Source organism: Luteibacter aegosomaticola (assembly GCF_023078475.1).
Taxonomy (GTDB): Bacteria; Pseudomonadota; Gammaproteobacteria; order Xanthomonadales; family Rhodanobacteraceae; genus Luteibacter; species Luteibacter aegosomaticola.
This window is the reverse complement of sequence record NZ_CP095741.1, coordinates 4,848,380-4,863,685: the sequence shown is the minus strand read 5'-3', so window position 1 is coordinate 4,863,685 and position 15,306 is coordinate 4,848,380. Positions and strand designations below refer to the sequence as shown.

General features: G+C 61.3%; 18 protein-coding genes. 6 read left to right on the top strand and 12 right to left on the bottom strand.

Going from position 1 to position 15,306, the window contains the following annotated elements; genetic code table 11:
• The first annotated feature begins 35 nt into the window (after positions 1–35).
• Positions 36–1,679 carry an alpha/beta fold hydrolase gene (locus tag L2Y96_RS21835; RefSeq protein ID WP_247330487.1) on the top strand — a complete coding sequence of 548 codons (1,644 nt, stop codon included), beginning with the start codon at positions 36–38 and terminating at the stop codon, positions 1,677–1,679.
• 175 nt (positions 1,680–1,854) lie between these two features.
• Positions 1,855–2,256 carry a tetratricopeptide repeat protein gene (locus tag L2Y96_RS21830; protein WP_247330485.1) on the top strand — a complete coding sequence of 134 codons (402 nt, stop codon included), beginning with the start codon at positions 1,855–1,857 and terminating at the stop codon, positions 2,254–2,256.
• A gap of 9 nt (positions 2,257–2,265) precedes the next feature.
• Here the strand turns inward: L2Y96_RS21830 and L2Y96_RS21825 are convergent, their stop codons facing one another.
• On the bottom strand, positions 2,266–3,174 hold the full coding sequence (locus tag L2Y96_RS21825; protein WP_247330474.1) for a LysR family transcriptional regulator: 909 nt from the start codon (positions 3,172–3,174) through the stop codon (positions 2,266–2,268).
• A 110-nt stretch (positions 3,175–3,284) separates the two neighbouring features.
• On the opposite strand from L2Y96_RS21825, the gene gstA reads away from it, so the two are divergent.
• Positions 3,285–3,896 (top strand): glutathione transferase GstA, encoded by a 612-nt coding sequence (gstA, locus tag L2Y96_RS21820; protein WP_247330471.1) that lies wholly within the window; start codon positions 3,285–3,287, stop codon positions 3,894–3,896.
• Positions 3,897–3,940: 44 nt separating this feature from the next.
• On the opposite strand, the gene L2Y96_RS21815 is transcribed toward gstA, so the two are convergent.
• Positions 3,941–4,507 carry a carboxymuconolactone decarboxylase family protein gene (locus tag L2Y96_RS21815; protein ID WP_247330469.1) on the bottom strand — a complete coding sequence of 189 codons (567 nt, stop codon included), beginning with the start codon at positions 4,505–4,507 and terminating at the stop codon, positions 3,941–3,943.
• A gap of 118 nt (positions 4,508–4,625) precedes the next feature.
• Here L2Y96_RS21815 and L2Y96_RS21810 point away from each other — a divergent pair, with 118 nt between their 5' ends.
• Positions 4,626–5,195, top strand: coding sequence for a TetR/AcrR family transcriptional regulator (locus L2Y96_RS21810; RefSeq protein ID WP_247330467.1), 570 nt, complete (start codon positions 4,626–4,628; stop codon positions 5,193–5,195).
• Here L2Y96_RS21810 and L2Y96_RS21805 read toward each other — a convergent pair.
• The 7 genes from L2Y96_RS21805 to L2Y96_RS21775 all read right to left on the bottom strand — a co-directional run bounded on the left by L2Y96_RS21805 (position 5,176) and on the right by L2Y96_RS21775 (position 11,569).
• Positions 5,176–6,018 carry a PhzF family phenazine biosynthesis protein gene (locus L2Y96_RS21805; RefSeq protein WP_247330465.1) on the bottom strand — a complete coding sequence of 281 codons (843 nt, stop codon included), beginning with the start codon at positions 6,016–6,018 and terminating at the stop codon, positions 5,176–5,178. The two genes, L2Y96_RS21810 and L2Y96_RS21805, sit on opposite strands and share 20 nt — an antisense overlap.
• Positions 6,019–6,048: 30 nt before the next feature.
• Positions 6,049–6,693 carry a hypothetical protein gene (locus L2Y96_RS21800; protein WP_247330463.1) on the bottom strand — a complete coding sequence of 215 codons (645 nt, stop codon included), beginning with the start codon at positions 6,691–6,693 and terminating at the stop codon, positions 6,049–6,051.
• Positions 6,694–6,891: 198 nt separating this feature from the next.
• Positions 6,892–8,154, bottom strand: a complete 1,263-nt coding sequence (locus L2Y96_RS21795; RefSeq protein WP_247330462.1) for an ABC transporter permease — start codon at positions 8,152–8,154, stop codon at positions 6,892–6,894.
• Between the two features lie 13 nt (positions 8,155–8,167).
• The gene (locus tag L2Y96_RS21790; protein ID WP_247330460.1) at positions 8,168–9,466 is read right to left on the bottom strand and encodes an ABC transporter permease; all 1,299 of its coding nucleotides are present in this window, start codon (positions 9,464–9,466) and stop codon (positions 8,168–8,170) included.
• A 168-nt stretch (positions 9,467–9,634) separates the two neighbouring features.
• On the bottom strand, positions 9,635–10,315 hold the full coding sequence (locus L2Y96_RS21785) for a type 1 glutamine amidotransferase domain-containing protein (RefSeq protein ID WP_247330458.1): 681 nt from the start codon (positions 10,313–10,315) through the stop codon (positions 9,635–9,637).
• A 98-nt stretch (positions 10,316–10,413) separates the two neighbouring features.
• Positions 10,414–11,022, bottom strand: coding sequence for a TetR/AcrR family transcriptional regulator (locus L2Y96_RS21780; RefSeq protein ID WP_247330456.1), 609 nt, complete (start codon positions 11,020–11,022; stop codon positions 10,414–10,416).
• Positions 11,023–11,062: 40 nt separating this feature from the next.
• On the bottom strand, positions 11,063–11,569 hold the full coding sequence (locus L2Y96_RS21775) for a hypothetical protein (RefSeq protein WP_247330454.1): 507 nt from the start codon (positions 11,567–11,569) through the stop codon (positions 11,063–11,065).
• A 567-nt stretch (positions 11,570–12,136) separates the two neighbouring features.
• Here L2Y96_RS21775 and L2Y96_RS21770 point away from each other — a divergent pair.
• Positions 12,137–12,424, top strand: coding sequence for a hypothetical protein (locus L2Y96_RS21770; protein WP_247330453.1), 288 nt, complete (start codon positions 12,137–12,139; stop codon positions 12,422–12,424).
• Positions 12,425–12,468: 44 nt separating this feature from the next.
• Here the strand turns inward: L2Y96_RS21770 and L2Y96_RS21765 are convergent, their stop codons facing one another.
• Positions 12,469–13,149, bottom strand: a complete 681-nt coding sequence (locus L2Y96_RS21765; RefSeq protein WP_247330450.1) for a flavin reductase family protein — start codon at positions 13,147–13,149, stop codon at positions 12,469–12,471.
• A 168-nt stretch (positions 13,150–13,317) separates the two neighbouring features.
• Here L2Y96_RS21765 and L2Y96_RS21760 point away from each other — a divergent pair, with 168 nt between their 5' ends.
• Positions 13,318–13,683 carry a hypothetical protein gene (locus L2Y96_RS21760; protein WP_247330448.1) on the top strand — a complete coding sequence of 122 codons (366 nt, stop codon included), beginning with the start codon at positions 13,318–13,320 and terminating at the stop codon, positions 13,681–13,683.
• 390 nt (positions 13,684–14,073) lie between these two features.
• Here the strand turns inward: L2Y96_RS21760 and L2Y96_RS21755 are convergent, their stop codons facing one another.
• The gene (locus L2Y96_RS21755) at positions 14,074–14,643 is read right to left on the bottom strand and encodes a DUF4760 domain-containing protein (protein ID WP_247330446.1); all 570 of its coding nucleotides are present in this window, start codon (positions 14,641–14,643) and stop codon (positions 14,074–14,076) included.
• A gap of 434 nt (positions 14,644–15,077) precedes the next feature.
• Positions 15,078–15,296, bottom strand: coding sequence for a KTSC domain-containing protein (locus tag L2Y96_RS23110; RefSeq protein ID WP_425492478.1), 219 nt, complete (start codon positions 15,294–15,296; stop codon positions 15,078–15,080).
• Positions 15,297–15,306 lie beyond the last annotated feature (10 nt).

Here is a 15,306-nt window from a genome sequence, read left to right as displayed (position 1 = left end):
CCGCCCGTGCCGGGCCGACCAGGGAAATATCCAAGATGACTTGTCTTACATCGTCTGCTCGCAGACTGGTGGTGATGGTGGGTGGGCTGCTGTGTGCGGGGCTGGCCAGCGCCCACGGTATCGACGACCACAGTAGTGACCCGGCCTATGCCCGGTACTACCACCAGCAGCCGACCTGGGGTGCCTGCCCGCCCTCGCTCTTCACCGACGGCAGCACCATCCAGTGCGCACTCGTGACCGTCCCCGTTGACTGGGACGACCCGCGCCAGGGCGATATCACCATCGGCATCTCCCGGCCGCTGAACTCCCCGCCGTATACCCGGCTGCTGCTGGTGAACGCCGGCGGTCCGGATAACTCGAGTGCGTCACAAGCCGAACTGTTGGAGCAGCTGCACCCGCAGGTGGAAGTCGATCACCTCGTGGTCGGTGTCGACCTGCGCGGCATCACCGACGGTACGGGCACTCAGGTGAGCTGCGACTACGCCCCGCGCAGTGGTGCCGAGAACTTCATGGACGGCGATAGCCGCAACCCCACCGTGGCCAGCGTGCGAGCGCAGCAGGCGTGGTGGAACCAGTCGATGAGCGCGTGCCTGAAGCAGCACGCGGCCTTCCTCAAGGGCATCACCACCCCGAACCACGTGCGCGACCTGAACCTGGTGCGCGCCGTGCTGGGCTTCAAAAAGGCCGATCTGTTCGGCGTATCGAGCGGCAGCAGCCTCGTGGCCTATGCCACGCGCATGTTCCCGAACACCTTCGATCGCGTGGTGATCGACAGCAACATGAACTGGGTGCACCTCGACTGGCAGAAGCAGGCGGTGACGCGCATCGCCATGGACCAGCTGAACGTGCAGCAGGCGCTGATTCCCTTCATCTCCCGGCACGATGACCAGTTCCACATGGGCACCACGCCGAAGCAGGTGATGACCACGTTCCAGAAGATCTACAAGGCGACCTCGGAGCACCGCATGGGCACCGTCACGCCCGACCAGGCGCTTGCCGCAATGGACGGTACGGGCATGTGGGTGTTCTGGGATCTGCTGGTGGCACCGTCGTTGAGTGCGATGTCGCAGGCGCTGGATGGCGACCCGGCGCATATTGCCGCCGCCGAACAGATGGCAGCGGCGGTCTTCGCCGACCCGCGCACGCTTCCCAGCTTCAACCCCATGCAGTACGCCCTGCAGTGCAACGACTCGGGCTCCACCGACCCGCGCAGCATTCCGCAGAAGATCTCGGATGTGCGCTCGTACTGGGCGATCGGTGCTTCCACCCTGATCGACAACTGCCAGGGCTGGCCGTGGAAGCCGGCGATCGATCGTGGGCTGGAAGCGAGCACCTCGGTGCATGGCCTGATGGTGCAGAACGAATTCGATCCGTCGACGCCGTATTCCGAGGCGTTCAAGGATCGGCTCTTCAATGGCAACGACGTACGCATGGTGCTGGTGAACAACGCCGCCACGCATGCCGTGATGTACGACGACAACCCGTGCACCAACAACACGGAGTTTGCCTACCTGAGTCACGGAGTCATGCCAGACAGGGATGTGGTCTGCCAGGCACAGCCGATGCACTCGTTCGCCATGCAGGATAGCGTGACGTACGAGTATGGCTTCCCTGCAGGCGGCTGGTTGCTGCCACTCCCCCCGGTGGTGCAGCAAGTGAGCTGGGTGCTGGCGCCCTAACGTTCCGAGCGACATGCCTGTTGAACCCGTTGGGGCCGGGGTGACCTGGCCCTTTTTTTTCTTTCTCGTTCGTGACGCCTGCCTGCTGGGGAAGCTATGCCGCGAGCTCGCGTCGGTGAGGCAGCGAGGCGCGACAACTGTATAGAATGGGGTCAGGGCCACAAGGAAGATCGTCATGCGAGATGAGAAAGGGGAAGAACTTGGCTGGAAGCTTCTCGAAGAGGCGTGCGAACTTTTCGAGGCGGGGGAGCGGTCCAGATCCATTGAGCTTTTCCATCAGGCGGCCGACCTCGGGAGCCTGGAGGCACAGGTCAATCTCGGGAATATTTACGATGACGGCGATGGCGTAACGGCCGACTTCGAAAAAGCGCGGAAGTTGTATCTGCGCGCCATAGGTCGTGGTAGTCCGGAGGGGGCTTATAACCTCGGCATCAGCTATCGCAATCGGGGAAATTGGCGCTGGGCCCGCTACTGGCTCGGTGTGGCGAAGTCGCGAGGGGACGAATGTGCCGATGAGGAATTGCACGCGCTGAACGAATCACCCGGGGCAGGCGTTCCTTCGATCAAAAGAAAGTAATGAAGTAGATCACCAGCCGCCCGACGCCTCACCCACCACCGATGCCACCCAATCGACGAACGCGCGCACCGTCGGCGAGAGGTGGCGATTCTTCGGATAGATCACCGATAGAGGCGCCGGTGGGGCGACGAAGCGATCAAGCACCTGGCGAAGGCGGCCACTGCGTAGGTGGTCGCGCACCATGTAAGTGCCTGCGCGGATCAAACCGAGGCCTTCGAGCGCGCTGGCGACATACGCGTCGGTGTCGTTGACGACGAGGCGCTCGCGCATGCGGATCGAGCGGCTTTCACCGTCGACGATGAAGTTCCAGTCGAGCGTGCGCGCTGTGCGGCTGGAGAGATAGCCCACGGCATCGTGGTCGGCAAGGTCTTCCAGGGTGGTTGGTGTGCCACGGCAGGCCAGGTAGTCGGGTGATGCGCAGGTGACCCACTCGAACGCACCGATCTGTCTGGCCACCAGGGTAGGGGAGTCTTCAGGGATACCCGCACGAATCACGCAATCGATGCCTTCCTGCACCAGCTCGACGGTACGATCGGCCACGGTAAGGATCAGCTCGACATCGGGGAACCGGGCCTGGAAATCCTTGATGCGCGGGAGCACGACGAGCCGGGCCAGCGATAGGGTCATATCCACGCGCAGGCGGCCGCGGGGTTGCCCTGCGCTACCGGGAAACCCGGCTTCCACCGCTTCGATATCCGCGAGCAGGCGTCGGCAGTTGTCGTAGTAGAGCACGCCATCGGGCGTCAGGCTGATATGGCGCGTGGTGCGCTGGAGCAGGCGTACGCCGAGGAAGGCTTCCAGCGCCTTGACCGCGCGAGTGACACGCGAGGGTGGCAGTGAGAGGCTTTCGGCGGCCCGGCTGAAGCTCTGCATCTCGACGACGCGGGCATAGATCTGCATCGACTGTAGGCGGTCCACGGCGGTCTCCCGATTATTCCATTCAAGGCAAAAGCCTTACCCAGTTTCGTACCTAGATGGTCCCTGGTGGCGGACCCAGACTGCATGGCTTACCCACCCGAGAAACGCTCATGAAACTGTACTTCTCCCCCGGCTCATGTGGGCTCGCCTCGCAGATTGCCCTGCGCGAGGCCGGCCAGGACTTCGAACTGATCCGCGTCGACTTCGGTACCAAGCGCACGATCGAAGGCGATTACTACCAGGTAACTCCAAAAGGCTTCGTGCCCGTGCTCAAACTGGATGACGGCCAGATCCTGACCGAGGGCGCGGTGATCCTGCAGTGGATTGCCGACCGCTTCCCGGCAAAGCAGCTGCTGCCGTCGCTCGACACCATGGCGCGCTACCGGGCCATGGAATGGTTGAACTATGTGGCCACCGACCTGCACAAGGGCATGGCCGTGATGTTCTCACCGCTAGTGGATCCCGAGTCGAAGACCCGCTTCGCCGAGGGGAACCTGGCCAGCCGGTTCGACTACGTGAACGAGCACCTCGCCAGCCAACCCTACCTGCTCGGCGATACGTTCTCGGTTGCCGATGGCTATCTGTTCAATGTGCTGAGCTGGGCGCCGCGGGTGAACATCGACCTCTCGGGTTACACCGCCATCCAGGCCTTCATGGCCCGGATGAAGGAACGGCCAAGCGTGCGTGCCTCGCTGGATGCCGAGGGTGTGACCCTCGCCTAAGCAAAAGGCCCGGGAGGTGGCCCCGGGCCTTTCTCATCGCGCGCTTAGTGGTTGCCGCGCGCGATCTTGGTCTGGTCGTACAGGCGCAGCACCGGGAAATCGATATCGGTGCGGGCGACCTTCCAGAAATAGTTGGTCAGGAAGTTCAGGATGAGGTGGCCGAAGACTTCGGAGACATCCTCATCGGTCCAGCCTGCATCCTTCACGGCCTGCACTTCGGCGTTGGTCAGGTCGCCCTTGTGGCGGACCAGCAGGAGCACGAACTGCAGCAGCGCCTCTTCCTTCGGGTCGACCGACTTGCCATGGCGCGCCAGTTCAATGTCTTCATCGGTGAGCTTCTGCAGCTTCGCGATCGCCGCGAGGAGGGAGATGCAGTACTCGCAGCCGTTTTCTTCGCCAATGGCCAGGCCGATCTTGCGGGCGAGCTTCTTGTCGAAACGGCCGTCGGTCAGGTTCTGGAAGAGGGTGAGGTAGCTGTTCATCATGGCCGGCGAGTTGGTCATCGCGGACATCAGGAGCGGGTTCTTGCCGAACTTCGCCGCGGTCTTGGCAAAGATTTCCGCCTGGGCGGGGGTGGCATTGGCGGGGTCGAGGACAGGGATACGAGCCATGGTCTAGGGTTCCTTTGTTTACCGATCGTTCGGTAACAACAGGTTGGCGGGTGGCCCGTCAGGCTGTCAAGAAGAATTTTACCGATTGTTCGGTTATGATCGCCGCCAGGAGATCACCATGCCCAAGCCACGCAAAGTCGAAGATGACGAGCTGACCCTGCAACTGACCCGGATCTTCAAAGAGGTCGGCTACGACGCTGCGTCGCTGGCCGTGCTGTCCGAGGCCACCGGGTTGAAGAAGGCGAGCCTTTACCACCGCTTCCCGGGTGGCAAGGAACAGATGGCGGAGGAGGTGCTATCAGCGACGGCTGACGTGCTGGAAGCGAACCTCTTCCCCTTGCTGGAAGATGCGTCGAAGCCAGAGAAGAAGATGGCCGCGTTCGTCCGCATCATCGATACGTTCTACGCAAGCGGCAACGAATCGTGCCTGCTTAACGTGCTTGCCCCACCGCGTGGCGAGCAGAACGGGCGCGCCACCGCCATCGCCAGCATCTTCCAGCGGCTATCGCAGGGGCTGACACGCGTGGCCGAGGAAGCCGGTGCCACCAAGCGGATGGCGAAGGTCTATGCGGAGCAGGCGCTGGTGGAGTTGCATGGCGCACTGATTCTTTCGCGCGGCACGGGCGACACGCAGGTCTTCGGCCGGATGCTTACCCGGTTGCCGGCGATTATTCTGCGGCCGTCGTGAGTGGCAGGTGCAGCACGCCGTCGAGCAACGTGAGCGCACTGCCACCAATCCAGATGCCATCAGCGTCGCGCGCGATATGAATCTCTCCGGCGCGACCTAGCCTTCGTCCCTGTTGGATTACGTAGGCGTCTGGTGCCAGGCCATCCTTCGCCAGCCACATGGCGATGCCTGCTGCGAGGCTGCCGGTGACGGGGTCTTCGGGCATGGCATCGCCCGCGATGAAGGCGCGCATTTCGAACACATCATCTTCGCCGGCGAAGACGCCGACGGGGGTTTCGCCGAGCTTCGAGAAGTCGGGCGTGATGCCAAGCACGACGTCGCGCCTGGCAAGTCGAAGTGCTAACCAACCAGCCCCGTTATCGACCCATTGGGCATCGAGGACGTCTGCTTCGGTAAGGCCCAACGCGCTGCGGATGATCTGGGCTTGCGACGTATCGACGGGCCCGGAGCGCACCAGCGGCGGCGCGGTAAAAGCGAGCAGGCCACCATCGCGACGAATCCGCACGAGCCCTACGCCGCACTCCTGGATGATGTCATCGCCCTGCGGCTTGCCGCCGGCTTCGAGCCACGCATGGCAGGTACCCAGCGTGGGATGCCCCGCGAATGGCATCTCATACAGCGTGGTGAAGATCCGTACCCGGTAGTCGGCGCGCGGATGCTGCGGTGGCAACACGAACGTCGTCTCGCTGAGGTTCGTCCAGCGCGCCATGGCGGCCATGTCGTCGTCCGTCATGCCTTCGGCATCGAGCACCACCGCCACGGGGTTGCCCTTGAACGGCGTGCGGCTGAAGACATCGACTTGCTTGAATCGTCGCGGTGCCAAGGTGGCTCTCCGTGTTGCGCTGATGCCTGATTATTGCGCCTCGTGCGGATCCGTCCAGTTGGCGGCCTTCTTCGCGGCCGCTTCGACCTTCGCGTAATACGCCAGCGCCGTCTTCTGCACGACAGCGGGCAGCTCCTTGAAGTTGTCGCCAGGCTTGCTGTACAGGTCGTCGGTATCCTGGTTCGGCAGGTTGCCGCGGATCGCGTACTTCTTGTCCTTGTAGACCATGATCAGTTTCACCACGGTGCCGTCCAGGCCATCGCAGGCGATCCAATAAGGCACGGTGACCAGGGCATTGCCGTCGCCGGCATCGATCACGTTGACCAGGGGCATCAACAGCTGCAGCCCGCAGAGACCGGTGCCGTTGGTGTCCTTGATCTCCCACTTGGTGAGGTAGCCGCCGTGGTCGGCGAGCAGCCCGTAGGCGTGCAACGAAACGTAGCTCTTGTCGTCGACCGAGGGGCCGTCCTTGCTGGCGCCGAACGCGAAGATGCGCGCATTTCCGTACTCGTCCGGGTACTCGATTCCCTTCAGTAGCTGGCTGCCGTTCGTGTAATACGTCGCAGCATCCTCGCGGTCGGCCGGTGCCAGCGGTCCGACCTTGAGGCTAGCGGCGATCGCCGACCCCGCCATGGCATAGATGGCGAGGGCAGCGAGGCAGGACGTCAGGCGCATGGCGGTTCCTTTCCGCGGAGGCGAGCGGGGAAAGATAGCCGATCAGCGTCACTCAGCGGGCCACGCGAGGGGCCATGAATGTCCGCCGGGCTGTAACCGGATGAGGGAAGCGGCCACTACATCCAGTACGACCGGCCGGATGTAGTGGTTGCGGAGACCGAAGCACTCGTCAGGCGGATTCGCTAAGGGCCGCTTCGGCTACGAGGCCCTCAACGCCGCCAACGGAGCAATCCGTGAGGCCCGTCTGGCGGGGATGAAGACAGCGAGTTGCCCAAGTAGGAGGACAAGGAGCACACCTGCGAAGGTATAGATAGGGGGCATCCACGACAGTTCGAACGAGTGCATAAGGGCCACATTGAGTGCCGTGGCCAGCACGGCACCCGTAACGCATCCGCCGCCGACGATGAACAGATTTTCCATATGGAAGTAGTGGAGGATGTCGCGCTTGCGTGCACCCAGGGCACGGCGTATGCCAATGTGACGGGTGCGCTGGCTCACCCAGAAGCTCGTCAGACCGGTGATCCCGAAGCTCGTAGTCACGAGAACGATGGCGCAGACCGCAAGCAGAACCTGCGCCATGAATTCATCACGGGCGTAGGCAAGGTTACGGATACGGACGAATGGCTCTACACCACCAAGGGTGTAGCGACCGCCCGGGTCCATGACGCGTAACGGCTCTATCTCGAACAAGGCCTTGCTTGCCTCGGCCATGGCAGCGTCGAGCCGCCCAGGCTTGGCGCGCACGGCATACATGGTGGACGGCGTATCCATGCGTACGGGCAAAAGTACGGAATCCCATGCGGTAGCTTCGTGCCCACCGGAGTCTGATGTCAGAAGCCGCGCGAGCACGCCGACGATCACGCTTGGACGCATGCTGCCGTTCAAGTACACCGGTTGTCCGACGCCGTTGCCACCGGGAAATAGCTTGTCTGCGAGTGACTGGGTGATGAGTACGGCCGGCGCGTTCATGGTGGACGTGCTTGCACTGCGGACAAATTCTGTCGCGCGAAAGTCCCGACCCGCGACCAGCGCCAGGCCCAGCGTCTGTAACGCGTCTTCCCCGCCGGCGAATGTGTTGACCGTTGCCTGGGAGTGCAGGTCGTCCGGTTTCAGCGCGAGCGTACTGCTCCAGTGGTTGTGAAGCAGGGGCAGCGAAACGACCGGTGTGGCAAATGCAACATCCTTTAACCCCCGCAGTTGAGCAAGGTCTGCACGTTGCATGGCATCCAGTGTATCCGTCGCGCGGTCATCCTCACCGGCGGGCGCGTTGATGTAGCGCTGGTTGATGAGGAAAAGTTGGTCTTCGATCAGGCCAGTCGGGCGGTCTATGCGCTTGAGATGCAGGCTTACGATGAAGGCAACGTTGCACACGATCGCCAGGGTGAGAGCGACCTGCGAGGCGATGAGGATGACGCCGGTCTTGTGTTTGCGCAACGCGGCGAATGTCGGGGGAAGAGCCATGTCCGTGAATGCCTCAGCTGGTTTTCAGGTGCCATGCCGGGCGCACGCCCGCTGCCCGTAAGGCGGGATACACAGCAGCGAGGACGGTTGCGCCGATGCCTATGGCCAACGTCAGGCATAGAAGCGGTACATCGATGCGGGTCAGGCCCGACCACGTTTCGGGAAATCGCGCGCGGAGCCAGAGCATGCCCAGCCAGGTGAACAGCAGGCCGCCGAGGCTGCCCACCAGGCCGACGAGCGCGCCTTCGGTGAGAAACTGTGCGCAAATGGCAGACCGGCGCGCGCCCAGCGCACGCCGGACACCGATCTCGGCGCTACGCCGCATGAACTTCGCCAGCAACAGCCCGATCGTGTTGACGAGGCAGACGATCAGTAGGCCCACGCCGACGAGCCTCAGGATGAATACGTTGGGCGGTACGACCTTCTGGTAATCCAGCCACGCAAGCAGGCCGCGCAGCCGTGTATTGGGTGGCCATCGATAGTTGGCCTGCGCATAGGCATGCAGGTAGCTTTCGTAGCCGTGGACCGCCGTCGCGTCATCCAACTGGACGATGTAACTGATCCACGTGCAGTTGGAACGCAACAGTCCGTCGAAACCCCGCTCAGGTGCCTCGAGGCAGGGGCGTTCGCCAGCCTGCGGTACCGCCATGTCGATGGCGGTGTGGAAGGGGAGCAGGATGCCGAGCCGTTGGACCATGAAGCCACCGAACGCCGGGACATCGAAATAGACCGGTTGCGGGTTCCAGTGGTCGAGCACGCCGACGACCCGATAGGCGTGCCCCGCAATGGTGAGCGTTCGGCCGACGCTATTTCCTCCCCCAAAGATCCTCTCGTTGAGGTCGTGGCCGATAACCACCACCCGTGCCCGTGAGGCGTCGTCGTCCGCAGTCCAGCCAGAGCCGTATTCGAACGGGATGTCGAGCATGGGGAACAGTTCGCTGGATACCGCAAACCCTGAGCTCACGAAGGGATGGGCGCCGGGCTTATCCGGGATGATGGCGGGGTTCATCCAGTACGCAGGGGACTGACGACGAGCCCGGTGGTCCTTCAACAACGCGGTTGCCGTCGCATAGTCGAGCAGGTCTGAAGGTTCGTTGTCCTTGTTCCGGGCCGATGGCCCCCAGGCGTCTACCGTGGGGAAAAACAGCTGGGCTGATTTTTGGGGAATCGGATCCCGCGACATCAGATGGACCAGAGCCCAGGTGGTCATGGCCAATGCCACGCCGATGGCGATACTCAGTGCCATGAGTGCGGTGAGGCCGGGATGGCGCTTCAGGCTGCGCAGGGCAAGGTCCAGGTAGTAGCCAAACATGCCGCCTCTCCATGGTCTGTCGTATGGATGGTGGCTGCAGAACCCCGGATGGCCGAGGTCCGAGGGACGAGTCGTGGCCTTGGGGGGATGAGTCGCGGGTATCGACACCTCAGGCATAACCCGGGCCCCGCGCTTGTGGCGCGGGGCCCGGGAGCTACAGCGGGCAGATCAGATCGAAAGACGCTTCACCAGCAAAGCCGCCGCTTCCGACGACGACGCCGGGTTCTGTCCCGTGATCAGCAGGCCGTCGCTAACGACGTACGAACCCCAGTCCGGGCCCTTGGAGTAGATGCCGCCCTTCGCCTTGAGTTCGTCTTCAACGAGGAAGGGAACGACGTTGGTCAGTTCAACGGCTTCTTCTTCGGAGTTGGTGAAGCCGGTGACCTGCTTGCCTTCGACCAGCGGCTTGCCGTTCGCTGCCTTGACGTGGCGGAGCACGCCCGGTGCATGGCACACGAGAGCTGCCGGCTTGCCCGCTTCGATAAACGATTCGATCAGTGCGATCGAATGCTTATCTTCTGCGAGATCCCACAGCGGGCCGTGGCCACCCGGATAGAAGACGGCATCGAAGTCCGCCTGCGAGACGCTATCGAGACGAACGGTGTTCGCCAGCTGGGCGTTGGCTGCGGCGTCGGCTTCGAAGCGATGGGTCAGCTCGGTCTGGAACGACGGCTCGTTGCTCTTCGGATCCAGCGGCGGCTGGCCACCTTTGGGCGAGGCGAGGACCACTTCGACACCGGCATCCTTGAACGTGTAATAGGGTGCAGCGAGTTCTTCGAGCCAGAAGCCGGTCTTGCGGCCGGTGTTGCCGAGCTGGTCGTGGGAGGTCAGGACGATGAGGACTTTCATGGGTGTCTCCTTGGGTGGCGTATTGAGTAGACCAGTCGTCTACTAATGAGGCGAAAAAAAGAGCACCTCGTCGGGAGGCGCTCCTCGGCTACCCGCCCTCAGGCGGGCAGGTTCAACATCTGTCGGGTGGTGGTCATGGCCTTGAGGAAGGGCTCGGTGTTGCGGACGATCTTCACCATGACGCTGGCGCCCAGCCACAGCTGGTAGAGGCTCAGCGCCACGTCGTGTGGCGGCTGGTCGATGGACACCGAGCCATCCGCCACGCCCGCCTTGATCGCCCGGGCCATGGCATCCACGATGCCGGCGGTGCCGCGGTTCAGCGCGCCGCGCATGGCTTCGGAGAGATCAGCGACCTCAGCCCCGAGCTTCACGGCCAGGCATTTCCCCTGGCAATCCTCGAAGGACTGGTTGTCGTGCCAGGCCTGGAAGTAGTTCTCCAGCCGCTGTGACGCCGGGCCGCCAGCCTGCACGAGCATGCGGTCCATGTCGGCCAGATACTCCTCGAAGTAGCTCTCGAGCATGGCCTGGCCAAAGGCGTCCTTCGAACCGAAGTAATGGTAGAAGGAGCCCTTCGGTACCCCGGACGCCGAGAGGATCTCGTTCAACCCCACGGCCGAAAAGCCCTTGCCGCCCATGATCCGCTGGCCCGTGGCCAGGATCTTCTCGCGGACGTCGGAGGTTTCGGTGGTGGCGGCTGCTGAGCTCATGGGGTGGACGATACGCTTGATTAGACCGGTCGTCTAGTGGTCAGCGGTTCTGCCACCACTCGAGCATCTCGGGGAGTTCCGCCTCATTCGCCTCAAGCAGCACCTCGGCGAGCAGCGGCTGCTGCTGCGAAGCCGCGAGCGCGGCCAGCACACCGCGGGTGTGGAGGCTACCGCGCGGCTCGATGCATGCGCGGCCGATCAGCGGCGGAATCCGATGCCAAGCCACCGCATAGTCGGCCACGAGAAAATCGGGGATGGTGTACGACCAGGTCACGCGCCCCACTTCGATGGAGGCGATGAAGGCGAAGCAATGCCAGTGAGCCGACTCGGGATGGTTCGCTATCGCGTCGATGACATGCGGTACCGCCGCGAAACTCGCGTCGCACACTTCGCTTTGATGATTAAGCGAACCCCACAAGATATCCCACAGATCACGATCCTCGATCGATGGAGATGCTTTCAAGCGTGCAAGGACAGGAGGTATGTCGCTAGCCGAACCATACACATGTTGCAGTGTTGCCCAGCGTTCGTCTTCAAGGGAAAGCATCTGCGGCTTCCTGTAAACGTCAACGGAACACGAGTGATCGCAGCAAACTGGGTGCGCTCGCGGCACAACACGAATCGTCCTACAGACAACACGGAACGCATTTGTTACGGTGCATGCGTTGCCTCGCCGGTCACGAACTACCGAGGCAACCACCGCTCATGGCGGTGAGAGTCGCGAGGCAGGTGTGCGTCAACACACCTACCTCGCTAACCACAATCAACTCAAAGGAAGTTGCTTATGGCTGCCCCCGATCATACGGCATCCGCTCGCCCGCCGAATCCCCTCGGCGACACCCCACCGGTCAACGGACCGCCTGCATAAGCCGCAGGCACGGTTGAAGAACCGCGGCGGAGCCTTCCTGAGGTAAGACCAGATCGAATGAGGCAGGCACCACGCCTGGTAAGCCTCACGGACGGTCGCGCCGCCACCACTTCATCAATCAAGCCACCCGGCGCCTGGACACAGGCCGCCGGTGAACCCGCGATCGTATGGTCCGTGGCGCGGCAGGTCGTTGCTGACTGTCGTGCCACGTTAGATCGTTTGGTCGCGATAGCCCGGGAGGAAGGGATGAGCGAATCACGCGTGAGTTTTGAGGAAGTTCGCAGCAGCGGTGTGGAACCGAGCGAGCCATCGGTGCATGAACTGTTGAATGACGCGACGGTTTGGTTGCAGTACGCGCGGGGTGTCACGGCGACGCTTGCTGATCTGGTGCACGAGGCTGAGGGTGTTGACTGCAAGCAGTTGGCGCTGTCTTTGGAGGCTGTTGCGGCGATGATGCAGGCGGGTACGGAGAGGGTTGGGAGAGCGCATGCGCGATGGACGTGGGATGCTGGTTTGACTCAATCCTCGTCCTGAGCTGAGAAGAGGTCCCGGAACGGTGAATGTGTTCCGGGGCTCGATCAATCCGCAGTGGCCAGAAGGTCTTCCGCCGCTCGGGCGAAGTCAGGCGTCCGATACAGCTCCTCGGCAATCTCGCCAAGACGCGACGGGTGCAGCTTCGGCCCAAGGCCGTAGTACTCCTGGAAGCTCATGATGAGCGGACGCCATTTGTCGGGATCGATGCGGTTGGGATTGCCTTCCATAAGAATCGACTCGTCGACGTGCACGCGCGTAATGCGTACTTCGAAGACGGCGATATAGCCAGCGAGTGGACCATCCTGGTCGTAGCCGTGCTCGTGCTCGAGAACGGCTTCCATCTGGACGGGGCATTCCAGTATGCGCGGCGCCTCTACGGTTTCGGATGGCACTCGAGTCAGCCGCGCGATCTCGAACTTGTCGCGTTCGTAGCGATACCCACGATCGATTTTGTCCTCCGGAACGGGATAGGTACCGGTCGTCCGCGCGAGGCGATCGACGGCAGCAACCTGGTCAGGCGACGGCATGTTGATCACGAGCTCGCGAGTGCGGCGGAGGTTCTCCGGTGTCTTCGAAATGCTTTGCAAGCCAAGGAAGCAGCGATAACCGATCCAGAAGATCGAGGACATCGGGGCGAGGTTGTGGCTTCCGTCCTCGTTGACGGTGCTCAGGAGAGCGACGGGGGTTCCGAGATACAGGATCGAAGGATGGGCGACGATATGCATGGGAAAGCTCCTTGGGGTGAGGATGCTTTTTTATCGTTCGGCGCCTCGACCAGCTATCCGGTTCTTGCCGTCCACACGATGGCGATGTGTGTCCAGGTTTGGGCTTGGCGTCAACTCGGCGATGCAGCAATATTGACCCGACATGGATCATCACGAAGGAGGCAGGGGATGAAAGGTCGCACCTTTAGGGTTGGCTTGATGTTGAGCGCTGCGCTTGCGCTATCAGGCGCCGCTGCCGCGGCAGAACACCAGTCCATCACGATTCGCACAGAGACCTATCCGAGGCCGCCGTATTCCGGCGCCACGTATTACATCTACGAACGAGACGGCGCGGTCATTTGCACGAAGCTCGAGGTCTGCGACAAGTACGACGAGTGCGACACCGAATATCACGCCGGTGCATTCAAGGCGCCGGAGGATGTCGAGACGGGCAAGCCATACGGTGGATCGCCCGCTGTAGAGATTCCTGCAGCCAAGCTACGGAAGCACCAGTGCCTCGCGAAATTTGTTCCGGAAGCTCTCAAGGCGCAGTAAGGACGAAACCCCCGGTTCGGCGCGGGATCGATGAGGAGCCCAGGTGACGACCCCATACTTGGCGAAGTATCGCTAGCTGCTTGACGATGACGTGTTTAGAAACCGGGTCATCGGTTGACACTCAAGTCGTGAAAGCCTGAAGCAACATTTCCTCGAGCGTCGTCGTTGTGTGACCTTTCAGATTTCCACAATGCGTTCGTCATTAAGGACCTCAAGGTTGACGAGATCCATGACGAAGTCACTAGCAACGAGTGACAGCTTGCATGGCAGGCTGATCTATGCCCCTCAATGCGGAAAATGCGGTGGCGAGGGGGCCGGGCCTGATCAACTGCACCGATATCGAAGTGCCATGTCGCGAGACCTTCGCTGTCCAGGCCACCGCATTGCGGATCATTCTTCTTGTAGCAATTTCTTTAATGCGATCAGGTCGGCAACCACCTGATCGCCCTGCTTCTTCGCGAACGGCATGAACCTGTCAATTATGTCGACTACAGTAGCTCCAAGAGCTCTCTTGAAGAGGCGTTTGTCGATCCTTCGGGTGATAAGCGAAAAATGGATGTGCTCGAAGTAGTTCAGGACAAGAATGACCGAATTCTTCAGATCTTCATTCTTCTCAATCTCCTCAATAAGGCCGTTGTTCGATGTATCTTCTCGCGTTTCCTTTGCTCGCCTTGTGAGTTTGCGTGCTTGAAAGAGGTGCGGATCATCCCAGCTCGCGAGCAGGTGGAAAGTATTCTGAATAATGTCGGCTCTTCGCTGAACAAAGGCGTTAACTGCGGTGAAATACGTTGAAAGAATTACGCCAGATCCGCCTAGGCAAAGAAGCATCGCCTTGATCGATTCGAACAGGGCCGTGCTGCTAGGCGGGGCCGGCGTTTGATAGACCACTCTCGAAACAACCGCAGTTGCAGATAGCAAAAGTGCGACTACAACCCAAAATGCCCACCACATGCTTTTCATTAATTTCCCTGTTTTTTCTGCGCTGAGGCAGTCCGTTTGTAATCCAGGGCAGCTCCGTGTGGAGGCACGGGTGGCGTCCCAAATTTAGCGAGGGATGTTAGGCTCGCTAGTGGTAACTTTCAATGTGAATTGCGCGAATCCACAAGAAAGCGCGCATATGGAGGAGCGTCATGTTGAGGGGCTCTCGACGCGCTGGACGAAAACCTATTGTCACAAAGTGAACGCGACGGCCATTCCGTACCATCGATCGGAAAGCACCTGGCCCGTTAGGTCAAAAGATCACCAGCTAGCCGGAGCCGGTTTGAAAGGGGCGACAGCGGTTCGCGCAGCAGCGACCGAGTATCACTCGAATCTCCCTTTAGCTGCCTGCATAGATCTGTGGGAAGGTCACAGACGCTGTTTGCCGATCTGGCGAGCAGCGTCTTTCGTGAAATCTAAACCCTGCTGTATCGAAAGAAGCCCTTGATGTTCGAGGCGAGAAACGATCCTTTCGACTCAGCGGCCTTGAACGCGTTTGCTACCTGTGCGGGTACGTCGAAGTACTGGTAGACAGATCCATTCAAAAACGCTACTTCGAGGATACTCTGTTCATGGTCATATCTTGCCGACTGTACGTTTGACGACGTAAACGGGGGGAACTCTTCCCATGACATATCTGGCTCT

Bases quoted from the DNA above. Each gene is read 5' to 3' on its own strand.
- L2Y96_RS21835 (WP_247330487.1), top strand. From the start codon at position 36: ATGACTTGTCTTACATCGTCTGCTCGCAGACTGGTGGTGATGGTGGGT.
- L2Y96_RS21830 (WP_247330485.1), top strand. From the start codon at position 1,855: ATGCGAGATGAGAAAGGGGAAGAACTTGGCTGGAAGCTTCTCGAAGAG.
- gstA (WP_247330471.1), top strand. From the start codon at position 3,285: ATGAAACTGTACTTCTCCCCCGGCTCATGTGGGCTCGCCTCGCAGATT.
- L2Y96_RS21815 (WP_247330469.1), bottom strand. From the start codon at position 4,507: ATGGCTCGTATCCCTGTCCTCGACCCCGCCAATGCCACCCCCGCCCAG.
- L2Y96_RS21810 (WP_247330467.1), top strand. From the start codon at position 4,626: ATGCCCAAGCCACGCAAAGTCGAAGATGACGAGCTGACCCTGCAACTG.
- L2Y96_RS21800 (WP_247330463.1), bottom strand. From the start codon at position 6,693: ATGCGCCTGACGTCCTGCCTCGCTGCCCTCGCCATCTATGCCATGGCG.
- L2Y96_RS21795 (WP_247330462.1), bottom strand. From the start codon at position 8,154: ATGGCTCTTCCCCCGACATTCGCCGCGTTGCGCAAACACAAGACCGGC.
- L2Y96_RS21790 (WP_247330460.1), bottom strand. From the start codon at position 9,466: ATGTTTGGCTACTACCTGGACCTTGCCCTGCGCAGCCTGAAGCGCCAT.
- L2Y96_RS21785 (WP_247330458.1), bottom strand. From the start codon at position 10,315: ATGAAAGTCCTCATCGTCCTGACCTCCCACGACCAGCTCGGCAACACC.
- L2Y96_RS21780 (WP_247330456.1), bottom strand. From the start codon at position 11,022: ATGAGCTCAGCAGCCGCCACCACCGAAACCTCCGACGTCCGCGAGAAG.
- L2Y96_RS21775 (WP_247330454.1), bottom strand. From the start codon at position 11,569: ATGCTTTCCCTTGAAGACGAACGCTGGGCAACACTGCAACATGTGTAT.
- L2Y96_RS21770 (WP_247330453.1), top strand. From the start codon at position 12,137: ATGAGCGAATCACGCGTGAGTTTTGAGGAAGTTCGCAGCAGCGGTGTG.
- L2Y96_RS21765 (WP_247330450.1), bottom strand. From the start codon at position 13,149: ATGCATATCGTCGCCCATCCTTCGATCCTGTATCTCGGAACCCCCGTC.
- L2Y96_RS21760 (WP_247330448.1), top strand. From the start codon at position 13,318: ATGAAAGGTCGCACCTTTAGGGTTGGCTTGATGTTGAGCGCTGCGCTT.
- L2Y96_RS21755 (WP_247330446.1), bottom strand. From the start codon at position 14,643: ATGAAAAGCATGTGGTGGGCATTTTGGGTTGTAGTCGCACTTTTGCTA.
- L2Y96_RS23110 (WP_425492478.1), bottom strand. From the start codon at position 15,296: ATGTCATGGGAAGAGTTCCCCCCGTTTACGTCGTCAAACGTACAGTCG.